Raw genomic sequence first — 18,902 nt, forward strand, 5'->3', positions numbered from 1 at the left:
CGGACGCCCATCCCCGGTCACACGATGATCATCGCACCACGACAACCACCACACGACCGGGGACCTGACTAGTTACAAACAGTGTTCTAACCCTGTTTCTCACTCACGACCACTGGCACCGCTCGGCAGCCGCAGCGTGAACGTCGAACCCTGACCGGGTACGGAAACCGCCGTCGCGGTCCCGCCGTGGGCTTCCGCGAGCTTCCGCACGATCGCCAGCCCGAGGCCGCTGCCGCCGGTCCCCCGGGTGCGCGCCTTGTCGGCCCGCCAGAACCGGTCGAACACGTGCGGCAGGTCCTCGGGCGCGATCCCGGCGCCGGTGTCGGCGACCTCGATGACGACGTCGTCGCCGTCCCGGCGCCCGCGGACCTCCACCGACCCGCCGGCCGGGGTGTGCCGGACGGCGTTCGACACCAGGTTGCCCACGGCCTGCCGCAGCCGCACCGGATCAGCGGTCAACGAGAGTGGCCCGGCCGACACCGTGAGCAACAGGTCCGCGGGCCGGAAAGCCGCCACGACCTGGGCCAGCAGCGCCGCCGCGTCGACCGGTTCCGGGTGCAGCCGCAGCGCGCCGGCGTCGGCGAGCGCGAGGTCCTGCAGGTCGTCGACGATGTGTTGCAGGTGGACGGCCTCTTCGAGCAGGGAGTCGACCAGTTCGTCGTCGAGCCGGCTGATGCCGTCCTGGGTCGCTTCCAGCCAGCCGCGGATGTTGCTCAGTGGCGTGCGTAGCTCGTGCGCGATGTCGCTGACCATCGCCTTCCGGGTCTCCTCGAGCCGCTCGCGGCTGGCGGACATGGCGTTGAACGCAGTGCCGAGCCGGGCGATCTCGTCGCGGCCGCGCACCTTGACCTGCGCGCCGCTCTCGCCGGCCTCCATCCGCTGCGCCGCGCCGGTGAGCGCCCGCAGCGGGCGGATCAGCCGGAGCCCGGCGAACGCCGTGACCAGCAGCGTCAGCAGCAGGATCCCGCCGGCGACCTGGAAGAGCCGGACCTGGTTCTCCGGCGACAGCGTGAAGCCCGCGGGCGGCTCGCCCGACGGCGCGGTGAGGTAGAGCGACGCGGCGGGCGCGACGAACGGCGTCAGCTGCTCTCGGCGCGCCGCGTTCAGGCACGACCGCACGGCCTGCTCGGATTCCTCGGCCGCGACGCCCTTGTGCACCCAGGTGAAGTCGAGCAGGACCTGCACCTGGGCCAGCGGCTTCGACTCCGGTCCGCGGTTGAGGCAGGCGTTGACCAGTGTGGACAGCTGGTCCAGCGCCGTCTGCTCGGTCTTCGCCGGCCGGCTGAGCGCGGTGCCGTTGCAGGAGGAGAGCACGAACGGGTCGGCGCCCTCGATCCGCGGGTGCCCGCCCGGCGACGTCTCGATCGAGCCGAGGCCCGAGCGGCCCTGCACGCACCGCAGCACGCGCTGGGCGACGGCGGCGAGGTTCGCGCGGTCGGCCTCGGGCAGCGCGTACGGGCCGACCGCGTCCGGGTCGATCCGGTCGGCGGTGGTGTCCTGGCCGAGCCCGGAGTCGACCGACAGCGGGTCGACGACGATCGAGGGCCGCAGCGGCAACGGCCGGCCGTCGGTGGCCGAATCCGCGATCGGCGTGCCGTCGGTCAGCGTCAAGGCGATGCGGCGGCCGGTAGTCGCGGCGGTGCCACGCAGCTGGTCGCCGACGTCGTGCCAGTTCGGGTGCGTGGCGGCGTACTTCAGCAGCCCGCGGTAGATGTTCCCGTCGTCGGCCAGGGCCTGGCCCTGCTCCTGCTGAATCGCGCCGGACGTCGTGCGCGCGGCGAGCCACGCGGTCGCGGCGATCGACGCCACCGCGACCAGCGCCGACAACACGAACAACCGCAGGAGGAGGCTACGGCGCATCGGCGCCCGCGGTCAGCTTGTAGCCGACGCCGTAGACGGTGAGCAGCCGCGCCGGGCGCCGCGGCTGCGCCTCGATCTTCTTGCGCAGGTTCATCACGTGGACGTCGATCGCGCGCTGGGTGATGAACCGGTCGAAGCCGTGCAGGTGTTCCAGCAGCTGGCCCCGTGTGAAGACGCGGTCGGGCTGGGCCGCCATCAGCTCCAGCAGCCGGAACTCCCCCGGTGTGCAGTCGATCGGCCGGCCGTCGACAGTCACCTCGTGGCGCATCGGGTCGACGCTCAGCGAGCCGACGCGCGCGACGCCGTTCCCGGGCCGGGCCGGCGCGGCCCGCCGCAGCAGCGTCCGGATCCGGGCCATCAGCTCGCGCGGGCTGAACGGCTTGGTGACGTAGTCGTCGGCGCCGAGGTCGAGCCCGGCGAGCAGATCGTCCTCTGTGGACCGCGCGGTGAGCATGAGCACCGGCAGGTCCGACTCCGCACGCAGCGTCCGGCAGATCTCCAGGCCGTCCACCCCGGGCAGCATGACGTCGAGTACGAGCAGGTCGGGCGGGTGCCGGCGGACGAGGTCCAGCGCGACGGCGCCGTCTCCGACGACGACCACGGTGTGGCGCTCCCGCTCGAGGTAGCGCCGGACGAGCTCCGCCTGTTTGGCGTCGTCTTCGGCCAGCACGATGTGGGCGCACATGAGCCGAGCATAAGCGCGGCTACCGGAAGACCACGGTTTCCTGACCGGTCCCTGACATTCCGCTGCGAGCGTGACGCCATGAAAACCCGATCGGGTGGCCTGTGGGCGGCTGTCGCCGTGATCGCCGTGCTGGGCGCCACGACGTACTTCGTCGTCGACCACGGGCGCGGGACCGCCGCCCCGGCCGCGGCGCCGCCCGCCGTGGCCACCGTCGCCGTCCGGAAGACCGACCTGGCGAACACGCAGTCGTTCACCGGCACCCTGGGGTTCGGCACACCGGCGCCGGTGAAGGGCACCGGATCCGGGACCGTGACGAAGCTGCCCGCCGTCGGCGACGTCGCCCAGCGCGGCAAGGCACTGTACTCAGTGGACGGCCGGGGCGTCCCGGTGTTCTTCGGCGACACCCCGCTGTTCCGCAAGCTCGACAACCCGGATCTCACCGGTCCGGACGTCGCCGTCGTCGCCGCGAACCTGGCCGCGCTGGGCTACAAAGTGGGACACCCCAAGACGTTCACGTTCGCCGAAGTCCTGAAAAAGTGGCAAAAGAAAGCCGGGCTCGAGGAGACGGGCACGCTCGACGTCGGCCAGGTGCTCGTCCTGCCCGGCCCGGTGCGGGTCAACTCGGTGACCGCGCAGCCCGGCGACCCGGTCGCCGAGCCGCTGCTGACGGTCAGCGCCACGACCAAGGTGGTCGTCGCGCCGGTGTCCGCTTCGGACGTCGCGGCGATCAAGACCGGCGCGCCGGTGACCGTGGCCCGGCCGGACGGCCAGGAAGTCCCGGCCAAGGTGACGTCGGTGAGCACGGACGTGACGGGAACGCCGGAAGGCGGGGCACAGGGGCCGCCCAAGGTAAATGTCACGGTCACGCCCGACGACCCGAAGTCCGTCGCCGACCTCGACTCGGCGTCGGTCGAGGTGCGGATCGCCACCGGGACGCACGCCGGGGTCCTCGCGGTACCGGTCGGCGCGCTGCTGGCGCTGCGCGAAGGCGGGTACGCCGTGCAATTGCCGGACGGGACGCTGAAAGCCGTCAAGACCGGGATGTTCGCACGCGACCTCGTCGAGATCAGCGGCGCGGGGATCACCGAAGGCCTGAAAGTGGTGACGACGTCGTGACGCCGGTGCTGGCGCTGCGCGGGGTGAGCAAGCGCTATCCCGGTGACGTCGTCGCGCTCGACGACGTCACGCTGACTGTGTCCGACGGCGAACTGCTGGCGATCGTCGGGCCGTCGGGCTCGGGGAAATCGACGTTGCTGCACATCGCCGGGACGCTCGACCGCGCGACGTCGGGCACGGTGGAGGTCGGCGGCGACGACGTCACGTCGTTGTCCGACCGGCAGCTGTCCGCGTTGCGCGGGCGCCGGCTGGGGTTCGTGTTCCAGCAGTTCCACCTCACCGACGGACTGTCCGCGGTGGACAACGTGGCCACCGGGCTGCTGTACGCCGGGGTGCCGCGCCGCCGACGTCGTCCGCTGGCACTCGACGCGCTGGGCCGGGTCGGGCTCGGTCACCGCGTCTCCCATCGGCCGCACGAGCTGTCCGGCGGGGAACGCCAGCGCGTCGCGATCGCGCGCGCCGTCGTCAACGACCCGGCGCTGGTGCTGGCCGACGAGCCGACCGGCGCGCTGGACACCGCGAACGGGCAGGCCGTGCTGGAGCTGCTGACCGGGCTGCACGCCGAGGGCACGACGATCGCCGTCATCACGCACGACCGGGACATCGCGGCCGGGCTGCCCCGGCGCGTCGAGTTCCGGGACGGCCGGATCGTGGGAGACACGGCGTGACGCCCGCCGACGTGCTCGGCGTGGGCCTGCTGGGCATCCGGACGCGGCCGCTGCGGGCGGCGCTGTCCGCGCTGGGGATCTCGCTCGGCATCGCGACGCTGATCCTGGTCACCGGCATCCCGGCGTCGAGCCAGGCGGCACTGCTCGACCGGCTGACCGCGCTCGGGACGAACATGCTGCGCGCCGAACCGCAGCCGAACCAGACGCCGCCGGTGGTGCTGCCGGAGTCGGCGGTGGGGAGCGTGCGGCGGATCGGGCCGGTGACCACGGCGGCGGCCGTCGCGAACACGCACGCCGTCGTCCGGCGGTCCGACCGCGTCGACCCCCAGGACGGCTCGGGACTTTCGGTGCTCGCCGCGTCACCCGATCTTCTGCCGGCTCTGAACGGCACTGTCCAATCGGGACGGTTCGACGCTTCGGATCTGCCCGTCGTAGCGCTGGGCTACGTTGCCGCGTCCCGGCTCGGCATCCCGCGCGTGGTGCCGGGACAGCCGCCGCCGGTCGTGCTGATCGGGACGACCTGGTACACGGTCACCGGAGTGCTCGCGCCGATGCCCCTCGCTCCGGACGTGGAACGCGCGGTGCTCGTCGGATGGGGCTCGGCGAAACGGTTCCTGGGCTTCGACGGGCACCCGACGGTCGTGTACGTGAAGGCGCGCGAGGACGCGATCGCCGACGTCCGCGCGGTGCTGCCGGCGACGCTGAACCCCTCGTTACCAGGTTTGGTGCAGGTGTCGCGGCCGTCGGACGCGCTGGCGGCGAAGCAGGCGACGCAGACGGCGTTCTCCGCGCTGTTCCTGGGTTTGGCGGGCGTGGCACTGCTGGTCGGCGGGGTGGGCGTCGCCAACACGATGTTCGTGTCGGTGCTGGAACGCCGTCGCGAGATCGGCCTGCGGCGCGCGCTGGGTGCGACGCGCGGGCACATCCGCGACCAGTTCCTCACCGAAGCCGTGGCGCTGTCGGGGCTCGGCGGGTGCGCGGGGACGGTGCTGGGCGTCCTGGTCACCCTCGGCTACACGACCTACCAGGGGTGGCCGCCGGTGATCCCCCTTCCCGCGGTGGCGGGCGGGGTGTTCGGGGCACTGGTGGTGGGGGTGCTGGCGGGGCTGCACCCGTCGCTGCGCGCCGCGCGGATGCCGCCGACGCAGGCGCTGGCATGAGTCGCTCACGGCGTGCTGACGAGTTCCTGAAAAGCGCCGGTCATGCTTCCGGTATGGCTCTTCGTCTCCTGGCTGTTCCCGCTCTGCTCCTGGGCTTGGCCGCGTGTTCGTCCCCGCCCCCGGCACCGCCGCAGGTGGCTTCGCTCTCGACGCCCGCGTCGTCTTCTGCTTCCGCCGCGCCTTCCACGGACGCGGACGGCGGCCGCCCCCGCCACCGCGTCGACGAGACGGCGGAGGAGTCCAACCGCCTGATCGAGCCGTGGCGCACGTGCATGAAGGACCACGGCGCGGACGTCGACACGCAGCCGAACACCATTGCCGGCGCGGAGAAGTGGAGCGCGGACCACAAGGACGCGGGCGACGCGTGCCGGTCGAAGCTGCCCCTGCTGCCGTGGGGCATGGACCGCGAGAACCCGGCGTACCAGGACAACATGCACAAGTGGGTGCAGTGCATGAACGACAAGGGCATGCACGTGGTGGAGACGCCGGACAACGACGAGTCGCCGTGGACGTACTCGAGCGACTCCCAGCCCCCGAACGCGGACAAGATCGAGCACGACTGCGAAGTGGCGATCCTCGGCCCGAGTGACAAGCAGCACTCTTGACCTCCATGTTACTGGAGGTCTCAGCATGGCCTCATGACCGACTTGACGAAGGGCGTCACCGAGCTGGTGCTGGAAGCCCGTGACCTCGAAGCGTCCGAACGCTTCTACACCGAAGTGCTGGGGCTGCCGGTGGTGTTGCGCTGGGAAGGCCCGGCGTGGAAGGGCCGCGAAGCGGTGTGGGTCCAGTCCGGCGATCGGACACGGATCGGCCTGTGGAAGCCGTTCGTGGGCATCGCGGGAGCGCGCCCGGGAGCGCACGTCCACTTCGCGATGACGGTGTCCGAGGAGGACTACACCGCGGCGGTGGCCCGGGCGCACGCCCAGGGTGTCCCGGTGGACGAGGTGTACTTCGGCGACGACCCGGCGGAACCGGGCCAGCGCTCGGCGTACGTCACGGACCCGGACGGCCACGTCGTCGAGCTGTGGACCCGCGACGTCGCGACGCAGGTCGACGCCGGGCCGCCGCACGCGGTGACCCCGGACGTCTTCGGGGTCTAGCTCTCTGCCAGTTCCCGCAGTGCCGGGAGAAGCGCACGCAACGCCCGGCCCCGGTGCGAGACGGCGTCCTTTTCGGACGGTTCCATCTCCGCCGACGTCCGCGACTCGCCGTCCGGGCGGAAGATCGGGTCGTAGCCGAAGCCGTTCGTGCCCCGCCGTTCCCGGACCATCGTTCCGCGCCACTCGCCGCGGACCACCGTTTCCTCGCCGGACGTCAGGACCAGCGCCGCCGCGCAGACGAACTGGGCGCCGCGGCGCTCGTCCGGGACGTCGCCGAGCTGGCCCAGCACCAGGTTCAGGTTCGCGTCGTCGTCTCCGTGACCGCCTGACCAGCGGGCCGACAGCACGCCCGGCATGCCGTTGAGCGCGTCGATCGCGATGCCGGAGTCGTCGGCGATGGCCGGCAACCCGCAAGCCGCCACCGCGTCACGGGCCTTCGCCACCGCGTTGCCCTCGAAGTCGGGCGCGGTCTCCGGGGCTTCCGGAAAGTCGGGCACGTCCGCGAGCCCGAGCACCTCGATACCGGAGATTCCCTCCGCGAGAAGGATCCGCCGCAGCTCGCCCAGCTTCTTCGCGTTGCGAGTAGCCAGAAGCAGCTTCGTCACTTCGAGCCCTTCTTCTTGTCCGGACGCGGCTCCGGCAGCTCACCCGGGTAAGGCAGCGCCAGCGCCTCGTTCTGCAGCCGCGTCAGCTCTTCGCAGCCCGCCTGGGCCAGGTCCAGCATCTTGTCCAAAGTGGACCGGGCGAAGGTCGCGCCCTCGCCGGTGCCCTGGACCTCGATCAGCGTGCCCGCGTCCGTCGCCACCACGTTCATGTCGACCTCGGCGCGCGAGTCCTCCTCGTACGGCAGGTCGAGCCGGACGCGGCCGTCGACCACGCCGACGCTCACCGCCGCCACCGAAGACGACAGCGGCTGCGGGTCGTTGAGCCGGTTCGCCGCGCCCAGCCACGTGATCGCGTCGGCCAGGGCCACGTAACCACCGGTCACCGCGGCCGTGCGGGTGCCGCCGTCGGCCTGGATGACGTCGCAGTCGATGACGATCGTGTTCTCGCCCAGCGCCGCCAGGTCGATGCAGGCGCGCAGCGAACGGCCGATCAGCCGCGAGATCTCGTGCGTGCGCCCGCCGATCCGGCCCTTCACCGACTCGCGGTCGCCGCGGGTGTTGGTCGCGGACGGCAGCATCGCGTACTCGGCCGTCACCCACCCGAGCCCGGATCCGGCCCGCCAGCGCGGCACTCCTTCGGTGACGCTCGCGGCGCACAGCACCCGGGTGTTGCCGAATTCGATCAACACCGACCCCGCCGGCCACTGCTGGAACCCCCGGGTGATCTTGATGTCCCGGAGCTGGTCGTCGTTCCTGCCATCTTTTCGAGCCACGGGAGCACTCTAGGACCGACCGCTCAGACGTCGTAGACGGCACCCTGCTTGACGACCTCGGCCCCCGGGAACTCCGCCGACGCCTCGGCCAGAACCGCGCCCGCGTCCGTCCACGGCGCGATGTGCGTCAGCAGCAGCCGTCCGACCCCGGCCTCGCGCGCCAGCTCGCCGGCCTGCTTGCCCGACAGGTGCACCCCGGTCGGCCGCTCGGCCGAGTCCGTCCAGGACGCCTCGGCCAGCAGCAGGTCGACGCCGTCGGCGAGCTCGTTCAGCGCCGTGCATGGCCCGGTGTCGCCGGTGAACGCGAGGATCCGGCCGCCGTAGGAGATGCGCAGGCCGTACGCCGGGGTCGGGTGGTCGACCACGACGGCGACGACCTCGAACGGCCCGATCCGGAACGGTTCCGGCCGCAGCGGGTGGAAGGCGTAGACGTCGGTGAGGTCGGTGGTGGCCCGTTCGGCCTCGTTGGGCGCATAAGCGTTCGCGAGCCGCAGAGGAGCGTCGTGCGGCGCGTACAGCGGCAGCAACCGCGGGCGGGCCGGGTACGGCGGCGCCGGGTGGTAGCGCCGCAGGACGGTGAGCGCGCTGACGTCGGCGCAGTGGTCGGGGTGCAGGTGCGAGAGCACCAGGGCGTCCAGGTCGAACGGGTCGGCCACGGCCTGCAGCTGCGCCAGCGTTCCGTTGCCGAGTTCGAGGCCGAGCAGGAAACCCTCCGCCTCGACCAGGTAACCGGACGCGGCGGTGTTGGGCCCGGGGATGCTGCCGGAGCACCCGAGGATGGTCAGTCGCACTTCGACACCCTAAGCGCCCGCCAGCCTGATCACGCGGTGGTGGGAGCGAGGACACCCGGGGCGAACCCCATGAACCGCTGGGCGAGCCGGGTGAACGGCTCGGCCGAACCGGTGGCGAGGAACTCGTGGCGCGGCGGGGTCTCCCGGGTCGTCAGCAGGTCCCGCTCGGTGAGCACGCGGACGACGTCCTTGGCGGTCTCGTCCGCGCTCGACACCAGGGTGACCTCCTGGCCCATCACGATCTGCAGCACGCCCTGCAGGAGCGGGTAGTGCGTGCAGCCGAGCACGAGCGTGTCGACCTCGGCGTCGAGCAGCGGCTGGAGGTAGCCCTGCGCGAGCCCGAGGACCTGGCGGCCGGAGGTGATGCCGCGCTCGACGAAGTCGACGAACCGCGGGCAGGCGACGCTGGTGAGCGTGATGCCCGGCGCGGCGGCGAACGCGTCCTCGTAGGCGCGCGACCGCACGGTGCCCTCGGTGCCGATCACGCCGACGCGGCCGGTGTGCGTGGCCACGACGGCGCGGCGCGCGGCGGGCAGGACGACCTCGATGACCGGCACGTCGTAGCGCTCGCGGGCGTCGCGCAGGCAGGCCGCGGACGCCGTGTTGCAGGCGATGACCAGGGCTTTCACGCCGCTTTCGACGATCTCGTCGAGGGCCTCGAGCGCGTAGCTGCGCGCGGTGGCGATCGGGAGCGGGCCGTACGGGTTGCGCGCGGTGTCGCCGACGTAGCGGAGCTGCTCGGCGGGCAGCTGCTCGAGGAGCGCCCTCGCGACGGTCAGCCCGCCGACGCCGGAATCGAACACGCCGATCGGGGCATCAGCGGGCGAGGACGTCACCCTTCGAGGTTACCCGGCGCCGCGGGCTCGGCTTTGCGCGACTTGCCCGTGCGGCCGGTCAGCCACGCCGCGAGGACGCCGGCCAGCGCGCCGAAGACGTGTCCCTGCCAGGAAACACCCGGGTTGCCGGGCAGCAGGCCGGCGAGCATGCCGCTCCACACGCCGAGCAGGACGACGGCGACCAGGATCTGCCCGGCCGCGCGGTTGAAGATGCCGCGCACCAGCAGGTAGGCGAGCCAGCCGAAGGCCAGCCCGGACGCGCCGACGGTGACCGCGTTCGCCGGCCCGATCAGCCACACCCCGAGCCCGGACACCACCCAGATGATGGCCGTGACCAGGGCGAACCGGCCGATCCCGGCGGCCATGGCGAGGAAGGAGAACAGGAGCACCGGCACGGTGTTCGCGAACAGGTGCGACCAGCCGGCGTGCAGCAGCGGCGCGAACAGCACGCCGTCGAGGCCGGACAGCACCCGCGAATGGATCCCGCCCTGGTCCAGGTCGCCGGGCAGGATCACGTCCACCAGCTCGACCAGGTAGAGCAGCAGGGTGAACGAGAGCGCGACGAGCGCGGCCGCCTTCGGTTTCGGCGGCAGCACGCGCTTGGCGGCGTCGGTTTCCGGGGCCGGGTTCACGGGCAAAGTGCTCACGTGATCGACGCTACGTCGCTCCGGGCGGGCCCGCCTCGGGTGAAATCCCTGATCCCGGGCTTTTGTCGGACCCTCCCGCTAGCGTCTGCGGCATGGGGAACTTCGACGTTGACGGATACCTGGAGCGGCTCGGCCTCGACGCGGAGCCGCCGAGCGTGGCCGCGCTGCGGCGGCTGCACGCGGCGCACGTCGAGCGTGTGCCGTACGAGCCGCTGGAGATCCAGCTCGGGCGGCCGACGCCGCTGGAGCCGTCGGCGTCGATCGCGCGGATCCTGCGTGGTCGCGGTGGGTACTGCTACCACCTGAACGGCGCCTTCTCGGCCCTGCTGCGCGAGCTCGGCTACGAGGTCACGCGCCACCTCGGCGGGGTGCAGGGCAGCACGGGCGACGCGCCGAACGTCGACCGCAACCACCTGGCGCTGACCGTCACCGGCGTGCCGGACGAGCCGGACACGACGTGGCTGGTGGACGCCGGGCTCGGCGACGGCGTCCACGAGCCGCTACCCCTACGGGAAGGGTCGTACACCCAGGGCCCGCACACCTACCGGCTGCGGCCGTCGGAGGTGGCGCCGGGCGGCTGGCGGTTCGACCACGACCCCTCGGGCAGCTTCGCAGGCTTCGACTTCGCGCCGGGCGAAGCGGAGATGACCGACTTCGCGGAGAAGCACGCGTGGCTGTCGACGGCGCCGGAGTCCGGGTTCGTCCGGGTGTGCGTGCTGCAACGCCGGGACGCGACCGGGGTCGACACCCTGCGGGCGCGGACCCTGAACCGCCACGGCGCCAAGGAGGTCGTCGAGTCCCCGCACGCCTGGTGGACGGCCGCGGCGGACGTCTTCGGCATCACGCCGGACCTGTTCACGGCCGAGGAGCGCGAGCGGCTGTGGCGGCAGGTCGTGGCGCAGCACGAAGCGCACGTGAGCGGTGGGCCGGTGGTCAGCGTGTGACCGGGGCCGTCGGCAGCGGCGTCTTGCCGAGCGCGTAGCCGACGGCGGCGTCGGCGTGCAGGCTGGTCGTGGGGAACGTCGGCACCGGCGCGTCCTCCGGGCCGACGAGCAGCTCGATCTCGGTGCACCCGTAGATCACGCCCTCGGCGCCCGCCTCGACCAGCCGCGCGATCACCTCGCGGTAGGCCTGCCGCGAGGTGTCCTCGACGACCCCGAGCACCAGTTCGTCGTAGATGACGCGGTGGACGAGGTCGCGGTCTTCGGCGCTCGGCACGAGGACGTCCAACCCGTGCGCGGCGAGCCGGTCGCGGTAGAACGGCTGCCCCATGGTGAACCCGGTCCCGAGCAACCCGACCCGGCGGATCCCGGCGGCCTTGATGGCCGCGGCGGTGGCGTCGCCGAGGTGCAGCAGCGGGATGCCGAGGCCGTCCGCCAGCTGGTCGGCGACCTTGTGCATGGTGTTGGTGCACAGCACGACGAAGTCGGCACCGGCGGCTTCGAGCGCGCGAGCCGCGCGGTTCAGCTCCGCGCCGGCGTCGTCCCAGCGGTCCTCGGCCTGCATGGCCTCGATGGCGGCGAAGTCGACGGAGTAGAGCACCGTGTGCGCCGAGTGGAAGCCACCCAGGACGGCTTTCACCCGTTCGTTTACCAGGCGGTAGTACTCGATGGACGATTCCCAGCTCATCCCGCCGAGCAGCCCGATGACCTTCATGCTGACAGCATGCCCGAACTGCGCACGGCCTTCGCGGGGGTCTCGAACGTCCTGGTCACCGACGGCACCTCGAGCGTGCTGGTCGACGGCTTCTTCTCGCGGCCGTCCCTGCTGAAGATGGCGACGCGCGTGGCGCCGGACCGCGGCCGGATCGACGAGGCCTTGCACCGCCTCGGCGTCACGAAGCTCGACGCCGTCCTGGTGGCGCACTCCCACGTCGACCACGCCCTCGACGCGCCGGTCGTCGCCGAGCTGACCGGCGCCACGCTGGCCGGCTCACCGTCGACCCGGAAGGTCCAAGAGGGCTACGGCCTGGCCGCGCAGCCGTTCGAAGAGCTGGTCCCGGGCAAGCCGGTCGAGTTCGGCGCCTTCACCGTGACGGCAGTCGATGCCGAGCACAGCGACGGCGACCGGGTACCGGGCGAGATCACCGAGCCGGTCCGGCTGCCGGCCAAGGCGAAGGCCTTCAAGACCGGGCGTTGCTACTCGTTCCACATCGCGCACGCGGCGGGCAGCGTCCTCGTCCACGCGTCGGCGAACTTCGTGCCCGGTGCGCTGGCCGGCTACGACGCGGACGTCGTCTACCTCGGCGCCGGGGCGGCCGGGAAGCAGACCGAGGAATGGCGGGAGCGGTACTGGCGGGAGACCGTCGGCGCGCTCACCCCGCGCAAGGTCCGCCCGATCCACTGGGACGCCTTCTGGCGGCCGCTGTCGAAGCCGCTCAAGCTGCTGCCGAAGGTGTTCGACGACCTGGAGACGACCATGGCCACCTTCCAGCGGCTGGCCGAGGCCGACGGGATCGACCTCGCCCTGCCCGAGCTCTGGAAGGCCGAGTGACTCAGGCCCAGAGCTGCCCGTCGAGCCGCTCGGCGGCCTCGTCGAGCGACCCGGCGTAAGCCCCGGTCGAGAGGTACTTCCACCCGGCGTCCGCGACGATGAACGCCACGTCCGCGGTTTCGCCGCGAGCAGCCGCCTTCTCCGCGACGGCCAGCGCAGCGTGCAGGACCGCGCCCGTCGAAATGCCCGCGAAGATGCCTTCGTGCTCCAGCAGCTCCCGGGTGCGCCGCAGAGCGTCGTACGCGCCGACGGAGAACCGGCCGTTGAGGACGCTGGGGTCGTACAGCTCCGGGACGAACCCCTCGTCGAGGTTGCGCAGGCCGTACACCAGCTCGCCGTAGCGGGGCTCGGCCGCGATGACCTGGACGTCCGGCTTCGCCTCGTGCAGGTACCGGCCGACGCCCACCAGCGTCCCGGTCGTGCCGAGGCCGCCGACGAAGTGCGTCAGCGTCGGCAGGTCCTTGAGCAGCTCGGGCCCGGTGCCGCGGTAGTGCGCGTCGGCGTTGGCCGGGTTGCCGTACTGGTAGAGCATCACCCATTCCGGGTTCGCCTCGGCCAGCTCCTTCGCCCGCCGGACGGCTTCGTTCGAGCCGCCCGCGGCCGGGGAGAACACGATCCGCGCGCCGTAGGCCTGCAGCAGCTGCTTGCGCTCGGTCGAGGTGTTCTCCGGCATCACGCAGACCAGGCCATAGCCCTTGAGCTTGGCGGCCATGGCCAATGAGATGCCGGTGTTGCCCGACGTCGGCTCCAGGATCGTGGAGCCGCGCCGCAGCTTGCCTTCGCGCTCGGCGGCTTCGATCATGGCCAGCGCGGGGCGGTCCTTGATCGAGCCGGTCGGGTTGCGGTCCTCCAGCTTCGCCCAGAGGCGCACGTCGTGCGTGGGCGAGAGCCGGGGCAGCCCGACCAGCGGGGTGCCGCCGAGCGCGTCGAGCAGGGACTCGAAGCGAGCCATCGATCAGCCACCGGCCACGGCGGGGAGGATGGTCAGGGTGTCGCCGTCCTTGACCTCGGCCTCGAGCCCGCCGGCGAAGCGCACGTCCTCGTCGTTGACGTAGACGTTGATGAAGCGGTGCAGCTTCTCCTCCTTCACCAGGCGGCCCTTGATGCCGGCGTGGCGGGAATCGACGTCGTCGATGACCTCGAGGACGGTCGCGCCCTTCGCCTCGACGGACTTCTCGCCGCCGGTGTGGGTGCGCAGGATCGTCGGGATGGAGACGGTCACGGCCATGGGTTCTTACCTCCGGTGGGTTCTTACACGCAGACGCCGGTGGCGCGGCGGTTTATTCCGACGGGACTCAGTCGACGATCTCGACCGGCTCCTCGGTGATCTCGGCGTCCACGATCCGGTACGACCGGAACTCGTGCACTTCGGGGTCGCGGGTGGAGACGAGCACGTAGTGCGCGTCCGGCTCGGCCGCGATGTTCGCGTCGGTCCGCGACGGGTAGGCCTCGGTCGCGGTGTGCGAGTGGTAGATCACCACGGGCACCTCGTCGTTGGCGGCCATCTCGCGGTAGAGCTTCAGCAGGTCACCGGAGTCGAACTCGTAGAACGTCGGCGAGCGCGCGGCGTTCAGCATGGGGATGAACCGCTCGGCCGAGTCCGACCCTTCGGGCCCGGCGATGACGCCGCACGCCTCGTCGGGATGGTCACGGCGGGCATGGGCGACGATCTCGTCGACGAGTTCACGGCGGATCCGGAGCACACCCGACATCTTAGGTGGTGGACACAAGCTGTCCAGATGATGAGATGTACCGCTCACCAGGCATTCCTGGGACACTGAGCCGGTGCCGCTGTCGTCGAAAGTACGCGATCGGTGCCGGATGTACCTCGGCACGGACGAGCGGATCCAGTACGTCATCCCGGGCATGTCGCTCTACGTCAACCGCATGCGCCTGCGGGTCGGGTTCCTGGTCATGGTGACCGACCGGCACGTGACGCTGCTGGCCTGCGGCCGCTGGAGCCTGCACTGCCCGAAGCAGATCTGGGAGCGCCTGCCGCGCACCACGGAACTGGGGCCGCTGGAGATCCACCCGTCGCTGGGCCCGATCCTGTCCGTCGCGGGGATCGACATGGAGATCGACGAGGAGTACGTGAGCACGGTGCGCGCCGCCAACCTGGAGATCGGCGACGACGCCCTGCCCGAGGACCCCTACCCGGGCGCGTGAAGCGCTGCCGCTCACAGCTCCAGGAACACCGGCACGTCGCCGCGGGCCAGCGCGGCCGTGGCGAGGTGACTTTCCAGGTCCTGCAGCCAGACGGCGGTCCGCTCGGCACCCCACCGCGTCGCGAACAGGCCGGTGCCCGACGTCTTCCACCGCGTCTGCCGCAGGGTGACCGTCTGGGCGTGGGCGAGCGCGAGCCGCAGGTCGCGGACGCCCGCGAGGTCGAGGTCGAGCTCGGTCCTCCCGGCCCAGGCCGTGAGCACCCGGGCGAAGGTGGCGGCCACTTCGGCCCGCATCGCGGCACCGTGCCGGTCCCGGAAGGCCGCACTGGGTTCCCGGGAGTCGTAGGCGTCGGGGAACAGCCTGCGGTCGGGGATCCCGGTCCGCCGGTCCGAGCCGGCCAGGCGCGCGGCGACGTCGGTCAGCGTGTGGTGCAGCACCGCGGCCGTGTTCGGGGCCAGCCGGAGCCGGACGCGGCCGGCCACCCCGGTGACGTGCACGAAGTCGGTCATCCGACGCGCCGCAGGGTCGCGCGGAGGCCGCGGATCTGCAGGGCCGCGACGACGTTCTCCGCCTCCGGTGCGGACACCGGGGGTTCGAGCTCGGCCGAGCCGGTGGTGTGGATCCGCTCGGCGGTCGCCCAGCAGGCGTCGACCGGCCAGCCGAGGAGCTCTTCCAGCACCAAGGTCACGCCGGGGAAGGTGTTCACATTGTCGTTGTGGATCCGGACGATCCACTTGTCCTCGGTCCGCACGCGAGGATGATCCGCGCGCGGCGGCCTGGCGTTACGCGAACGCTTCCGGCCACACGTCCCGGTAAGCCGGCACCCCGCCCGCGGTCGTCGCCGCCAGCAGGCCGTGCACCATCGCCCGCGCGAACACCCGCGCCGCCGCCGAGCACAGGGCGTCCAACGCCGCCGGGCGCGCCGCCGCGCCGAACGGGCCGCTCGCCTCCGGCAGCTCACGCGCTCCGGTGGCCAGCGCGAACACCGTGTCGCCGTCGAACATCGTGTGGGCCGGGCGCACCGCGCGGGCCAGGCCGTCCTGGGCCGCGACCGCGATCCGCCGTGCCTCGGCCTTCGACAACGCCGCGTCCACCGCGACCACACCGATCGTCGTGTTCAGGTCGGTCGCGCGAGAAGGCAGCGACGCAGCGCGAGAAGGCCACGTGACGCCGAAGTCGCCGTGGTCGGCCGCGTACGCGCGTCCAGTGGAGAGATCCACGGCTTCGCCCGCCGCGTTGACCGCCGCCAGCGCCCCGACCGTGTATTCGCCGACGACCTCGCTCGCGGAACCGATTCCGCCTTTGAGCGACCCGACGGCCGCCCCCGCGCCCGCGCCGACCGTCCCCTGCGCGAACGACTCCGAAGCCGCTTCGCACGCCGCGTAGCCGAAGGACGCGTCGGGCCGGTTGCCCCACTCGCTGCGCGGCAGGTCGAACAGCACCGCCGCGGGCACGATCGGCACGACCTCGTGTGGCTGCATGCCCACCGGGAAACCCAGGTTCCGCTCGGCGAGCCACCGCATGACGCCGTCGGCCGCGGCCAGCCCGTACGCGCTCCCGCCGGACAGGCAGATCGCGTTCACTCGCTGCACCAGGTTCTCCGGCTCCAGCAGGTTCGTCTCCCGCGTGCCGGGCGCGCCGCCGCGCTGGTCGACGGCACCGACCGCGCCGTCGGGCACGAGGACCACCGTCGTCCCGGTCGCCCAGCCGTCGCCGACCCGCTCGTGGTGCCCGACCAGGACACCCGGCACGTCGGTGATCATCCGGTGAGCGCCTGGATCAGCGTCTCCTGCACCCAGGTCAGCCAGTGGTAGACGCCCAGGTGCGGCGCCCGCGGGTCGTCCTCGGGCAGCTCGTCGGGCATGTCGTCGGTGACGTCGAGCGCGGTGCCGAGCGCCAGCCGGACGTCGTTGAGCGCACCCAGCCAGGCGTCGGCCTGCTCCTCGGTCAGCCGGACGTGGCCGCCGTCGCGGGGCAGCGTGTCCAGCACGATCTTGGCCACGCCGACCTTGATGTCCAGCAGCTCCGGCTCGTGCAGCGACCGCATCGCCGCGGCGGAGTCGAGGTCCTCGCTGGTCGGGTTGTCCGGGTCGAGCCGGTGGAAGTCCGGGAGCAGCCGCGAAAGCACCGGGTCGTCCGGGGACTCCGTCGGCCCGATCCGGATGCCGGTCAGTTCGGCGAGCTCGTCCTGCGGCGCCTCCTCGGCGCGCGCGGTGAGCATGTCCTCGAGCTGGCTGACCAGCCCGCGCAGCACCGCGGCTTCCTGCTGCTCGAAGCCTGCGTGGATCACCGCGCCCTTGCGCCGCCAGCCGTTCACGAGGTCTGCTCCATCGTCGCCCACAGGCCTGCCGCGTGGAGCTTCGCCACGTCGGTCTCCACCTTCTCCTTGGAGCCGGACGAGACGATCGCCTTGCCCTTGTGGTGCACGTCCAGCATGAGCTTGGTGGCGTGGTCGCGCCCGTACCCGAACAGCTTCTGGAAGACGTACGTCACGTACGACATCAGGTTGACCGGGTCGTTCCACACCACGGTCCGCCAGGGTGTGTCCGACTCGGCGACCTCGGCACCGGCCGGCTCGACCTGCGTCTGCTCGGCTGCGACAGGCATGGACATGCACCCCATGGTGTCACGGGGGCGACAGGGTACGCCGCGCCAGGTCCGGCCATGTGGGTGAATAGGCTGACCCCATGGGTTCACCGGAGCCGGCCACGACCAGCACTGCGCTGCTCACCGACCACTACGAGCTGACCATGCTGGGCAGCGCGCTCGCCGACGGGACGCACGCGCGGCCCTGTGTGTTCGAGGTGTTCGCCCGGCGCCTGCCGGACGGGCGCCGCTACGGCGTCGTCGCAGGTACCGCCCGCGTCCTGGACGCGATCGCGGACTTCCGCTTCACCGAAGCCGAACTGGCGCAGCTGGAAGCCACCGCCGTCGTCGACGACGCGACGCTGTCCTGGCTCGCGGACTACGAGTTCTCGGGTGACGTCGACGGCTACTCCGAAGGCGAGCTGTACTTCCCGGGTTCGCCGTTGCTCACCGTCACCGGCTCGTTCGCCGAGTGCGTGCTGCTCGAGACGCTGGTGCTGTCGATCCTCAACCACGACAGCGCGATCGCGTCCGCGGCGGCCCGGATGTCCGGGGCCGCGCACGGCCGCCCGATCATCGAGATGGGCGGGCGCCGCACGCACGAGTACGCCGCGGTCGCGGCCGCGCGCGCCGCCTACCTGGCCGGCTTCGCGACGACGTCCAACCTCGAGGCAGGCCGCCGCTACGGGATCCCGACGCGCGGCACCGTCGCGCACGCTTTCATGCTGCTGCACGACAGCGAAGAAGCGGCGTTCCGCGCGCAGGTCGAGAAGATGGGCGCGGACACGACGCTGCTAGTCGACACCTACGACATCACCGCCGGCATCGAGACCGCGGTCCGCGTCGCTGGGCCGGAGCTCGGCGCGATCCGGATCGACTCGGGCGACGTCGGCCCGCTCGCCCGCCGCGCCCGCGAGCAGCTGGACTCCCTCGGTGCGAAGGACACCCGGATCGTCGTTTCCGGCGACCTCGACGAGCACGCCATCGCGGCGCTGCGCGCGGAGCCCGTGGACGCGTACGGCGTCGGCACCTCGGTGGTCACCGGGTCCGGCGCGCCGACCGCCGGGATGGTCTACAAGCTGGTCGAGGTGGACGGCAAGCCGGTCGCGAAGCGCAGCGCCCACAAGGAGTCCCGCGGCGGGCGCAAGTCCGCGCTGCGGCGCTACCGCGGCACCGGCACGGCCGTCGAAGAGGTCGTCTGGACGACGGCGTCCGGCGCGCCCACGCCGGACGCGAACGACCGGCCGCTGCAGATCCCGCTGATCCGCGCTGGCCGCGCGGAGGCGGACCTGCCTACGCTCGACGACGCGAGGCAGCGGTTGCGCCGCGGCCTCGTGAGCCTGCCGTGGGAGGGCCTCAAGCTCTCGCACGGCGAGCCCGCCATCCCGACGATCTTCCTCTGAAACGGAGTCC

At 72.0% G+C, this 18,902-nt stretch carries 25 protein-coding genes; 9 read left to right on the forward strand and 16 right to left on the reverse strand.

From position 1 onward, the window contains the following. Window positions 1-99 precede the first annotated feature (99 nt). Together QQ657_RS51130 and QQ657_RS51135 are read right to left on the reverse strand one after the other, a co-directional pair. Complete coding sequence (locus tag QQ657_RS51130) at window positions 100-1,860, reverse strand: sensor histidine kinase (RefSeq protein WP_284749723.1); 1,761 nt, start codon at window positions 1,858-1,860, stop codon at window positions 100-102. Continuing rightward, on the reverse strand, window positions 1,850-2,545 hold the full coding sequence (locus QQ657_RS51135) for a response regulator transcription factor (RefSeq protein ID WP_284749724.1): 696 nt from the start codon (window positions 2,543-2,545) through the stop codon (window positions 1,850-1,852). Before QQ657_RS51135 ends, QQ657_RS51130 begins: the two co-directional genes overlap by 11 nt. 78 nt (window positions 2,546-2,623) lie before the next feature. Here QQ657_RS51135 and QQ657_RS51140 point away from each other — a divergent pair, with 78 nt between their 5' ends. The 5 genes from QQ657_RS51140 to QQ657_RS51160 are packed head-to-tail and all read left to right on the forward strand — an operon-like array spanning window position 2,624 to window position 6,592. Beyond that, window positions 2,624-3,661 (forward strand): efflux RND transporter periplasmic adaptor subunit, encoded by a 1,038-nt coding sequence (locus QQ657_RS51140; protein WP_284749725.1) that lies wholly within the window; start codon window positions 2,624-2,626, stop codon window positions 3,659-3,661. Next, on the forward strand, window positions 3,658-4,329 hold the full coding sequence (locus QQ657_RS51145; RefSeq protein ID WP_284749726.1) for an ABC transporter ATP-binding protein: 672 nt from the start codon (window positions 3,658-3,660) through the stop codon (window positions 4,327-4,329). The genes QQ657_RS51140 and QQ657_RS51145 overlap by 4 nt, the downstream gene beginning before the upstream one ends. Beyond that, window positions 4,326-5,489 carry an ABC transporter permease gene (locus QQ657_RS51150; protein ID WP_284749727.1) on the forward strand — a complete coding sequence of 388 codons (1,164 nt, stop codon included), beginning with the start codon at window positions 4,326-4,328 and terminating at the stop codon, window positions 5,487-5,489. The genes QQ657_RS51145 and QQ657_RS51150 overlap by 4 nt, the downstream gene beginning before the upstream one ends. Window positions 5,490-5,542: 53 nt before the next feature. Then, the gene (locus QQ657_RS51155) at window positions 5,543-6,094 is read left to right on the forward strand and encodes a hypothetical protein (protein WP_284749728.1); all 552 of its coding nucleotides are present in this window, start codon (window positions 5,543-5,545) and stop codon (window positions 6,092-6,094) included. Window positions 6,095-6,127: 33 nt separating this feature from the next. Beyond that, window positions 6,128-6,592: a VOC family protein gene (locus QQ657_RS51160; protein ID WP_284749729.1), complete on the forward strand. Its 465-nt coding sequence runs from the start codon at window positions 6,128-6,130 to the stop codon at window positions 6,590-6,592. Here QQ657_RS51160 and rdgB read toward each other — a convergent pair. From rdgB to QQ657_RS51185, 5 genes are read right to left on the reverse strand one after another with little or no spacing between them, the layout of a single operon-like run. Beyond that, window positions 6,589-7,197, reverse strand: coding sequence for an RdgB/HAM1 family non-canonical purine NTP pyrophosphatase (gene rdgB, locus QQ657_RS51165; RefSeq protein ID WP_284749730.1), 609 nt, complete (start codon window positions 7,195-7,197; stop codon window positions 6,589-6,591). The two genes, QQ657_RS51160 and rdgB, sit on opposite strands and share 4 nt — an antisense overlap. Then, window positions 7,194-7,970, reverse strand: a complete 777-nt coding sequence (gene rph / locus QQ657_RS51170; protein WP_155541338.1) for a ribonuclease PH — start codon at window positions 7,968-7,970, stop codon at window positions 7,194-7,196. Before rph ends, rdgB begins: the two co-directional genes overlap by 4 nt. A gap of 23 nt (window positions 7,971-7,993) precedes the next feature. Continuing rightward, a complete protein-coding gene (locus QQ657_RS51175; protein ID WP_284749731.1) occupies window positions 7,994-8,761 on the reverse strand; it encodes an MBL fold metallo-hydrolase in 768 nt (255 codons plus the stop codon). Between the two features lie 29 nt (window positions 8,762-8,790). After that, window positions 8,791-9,597 (reverse strand): glutamate racemase, encoded by an 807-nt coding sequence (gene murI, locus QQ657_RS51180; protein ID WP_284749732.1) that lies wholly within the window; start codon window positions 9,595-9,597, stop codon window positions 8,791-8,793. Continuing rightward, window positions 9,594-10,244: a rhomboid family intramembrane serine protease gene (locus QQ657_RS51185; protein ID WP_284749733.1), complete on the reverse strand. Its 651-nt coding sequence runs from the start codon at window positions 10,242-10,244 to the stop codon at window positions 9,594-9,596. Before QQ657_RS51185 ends, murI begins: the two co-directional genes overlap by 4 nt. Before the next feature lie 92 nt (window positions 10,245-10,336). On the opposite strand from QQ657_RS51185, the gene QQ657_RS51190 reads away from it, so the two are divergent. Continuing rightward, on the forward strand, window positions 10,337-11,188 hold the full coding sequence (locus QQ657_RS51190) for an arylamine N-acetyltransferase family protein (protein ID WP_284749734.1): 852 nt from the start codon (window positions 10,337-10,339) through the stop codon (window positions 11,186-11,188). Here QQ657_RS51190 and QQ657_RS51195 read toward each other — a convergent pair. After that, window positions 11,178-11,900, reverse strand: a complete 723-nt coding sequence (locus tag QQ657_RS51195) for an aspartate/glutamate racemase family protein (protein WP_284749735.1) — start codon at window positions 11,898-11,900, stop codon at window positions 11,178-11,180. The two genes, QQ657_RS51190 and QQ657_RS51195, sit on opposite strands and share 11 nt — an antisense overlap. A 9-nt stretch (window positions 11,901-11,909) precedes the next feature. Between QQ657_RS51195 and QQ657_RS51200 the strand changes: the two genes are divergently transcribed. Then, window positions 11,910-12,737 carry an MBL fold metallo-hydrolase gene (locus QQ657_RS51200; RefSeq protein WP_284749736.1) on the forward strand — a complete coding sequence of 276 codons (828 nt, stop codon included), beginning with the start codon at window positions 11,910-11,912 and terminating at the stop codon, window positions 12,735-12,737. A gap of 1 nt (window position 12,738) precedes the next feature. Here QQ657_RS51200 and QQ657_RS51205 read toward each other — a convergent pair whose 3' ends face one another. The 3 genes from QQ657_RS51205 to QQ657_RS51215 all read right to left on the reverse strand — a co-directional run bounded on the left by QQ657_RS51205 (window position 12,739) and on the right by QQ657_RS51215 (window position 14,449). Next, window positions 12,739-13,689, reverse strand: a complete 951-nt coding sequence (locus tag QQ657_RS51205; protein WP_284749737.1) for a PLP-dependent cysteine synthase family protein — start codon at window positions 13,687-13,689, stop codon at window positions 12,739-12,741. Between the two features lie 3 nt (window positions 13,690-13,692). Further along, entirely contained in the window at window positions 13,693-13,965 is a 273-nt protein-coding gene (locus tag QQ657_RS51210) for a MoaD/ThiS family protein (protein ID WP_284749738.1), read from the reverse strand. Window positions 13,966-14,032: 67 nt separating this feature from the next. Next, window positions 14,033-14,449 (reverse strand): M67 family metallopeptidase, encoded by a 417-nt coding sequence (locus QQ657_RS51215; RefSeq protein WP_434056863.1) that lies wholly within the window; start codon window positions 14,447-14,449, stop codon window positions 14,033-14,035. A 73-nt stretch (window positions 14,450-14,522) separates the two neighbouring features. On the opposite strand from QQ657_RS51215, the gene QQ657_RS51220 reads away from it, so the two are divergent. Further along, entirely contained in the window at window positions 14,523-14,903 is a 381-nt protein-coding gene (locus tag QQ657_RS51220) for a hypothetical protein (protein WP_284749740.1), read from the forward strand. 11 nt (window positions 14,904-14,914) lie between these two features. On the opposite strand, the gene QQ657_RS51225 is transcribed toward QQ657_RS51220, so the two are convergent. Genes QQ657_RS51225 through clpS form a run of 5 tightly spaced genes read right to left on the reverse strand, consistent with a single transcriptional unit; the run spans window position 14,915 to window position 17,516 of the window. Then, a complete protein-coding gene (locus QQ657_RS51225; RefSeq protein ID WP_284749741.1) occupies window positions 14,915-15,412 on the reverse strand; it encodes a hypothetical protein in 498 nt (165 codons plus the stop codon). Continuing rightward, a complete protein-coding gene (locus QQ657_RS51230) occupies window positions 15,409-15,654 on the reverse strand; it encodes an ATP-dependent Clp protease adaptor ClpS (protein WP_284749742.1) in 246 nt (81 codons plus the stop codon). Before QQ657_RS51230 ends, QQ657_RS51225 begins: the two co-directional genes overlap by 4 nt. 31 nt (window positions 15,655-15,685) lie before the next feature. Continuing rightward, window positions 15,686-16,666, reverse strand: coding sequence for a P1 family peptidase (locus QQ657_RS51235; RefSeq protein WP_284749743.1), 981 nt, complete (start codon window positions 16,664-16,666; stop codon window positions 15,686-15,688). Then, on the reverse strand, window positions 16,663-17,220 hold the full coding sequence (locus QQ657_RS51240; RefSeq protein WP_284749744.1) for a DUF2017 domain-containing protein: 558 nt from the start codon (window positions 17,218-17,220) through the stop codon (window positions 16,663-16,665). Before QQ657_RS51240 ends, QQ657_RS51235 begins: the two co-directional genes overlap by 4 nt. Continuing rightward, a complete protein-coding gene (gene clpS / locus QQ657_RS51245) occupies window positions 17,217-17,516 on the reverse strand; it encodes an ATP-dependent Clp protease adapter ClpS (protein ID WP_284749745.1) in 300 nt (99 codons plus the stop codon). The genes QQ657_RS51240 and clpS overlap by 4 nt, the downstream gene beginning before the upstream one ends. Before the next feature lie 74 nt (window positions 17,517-17,590). Here clpS and QQ657_RS51250 point away from each other — a divergent pair, with 74 nt between their 5' ends. Continuing rightward, window positions 17,591-18,892, forward strand: coding sequence for a nicotinate phosphoribosyltransferase (locus QQ657_RS51250; RefSeq protein ID WP_284749746.1), 1,302 nt, complete (start codon window positions 17,591-17,593; stop codon window positions 18,890-18,892). Window positions 18,893-18,902 lie beyond the last annotated feature (10 nt).

The organism is Amycolatopsis ponsaeliensis, from assembly GCF_030182635.1.
Taxonomy (GTDB): domain Bacteria; phylum Actinomycetota; class Actinomycetes; order Mycobacteriales; family Pseudonocardiaceae; genus Amycolatopsis; species Amycolatopsis ponsaeliensis.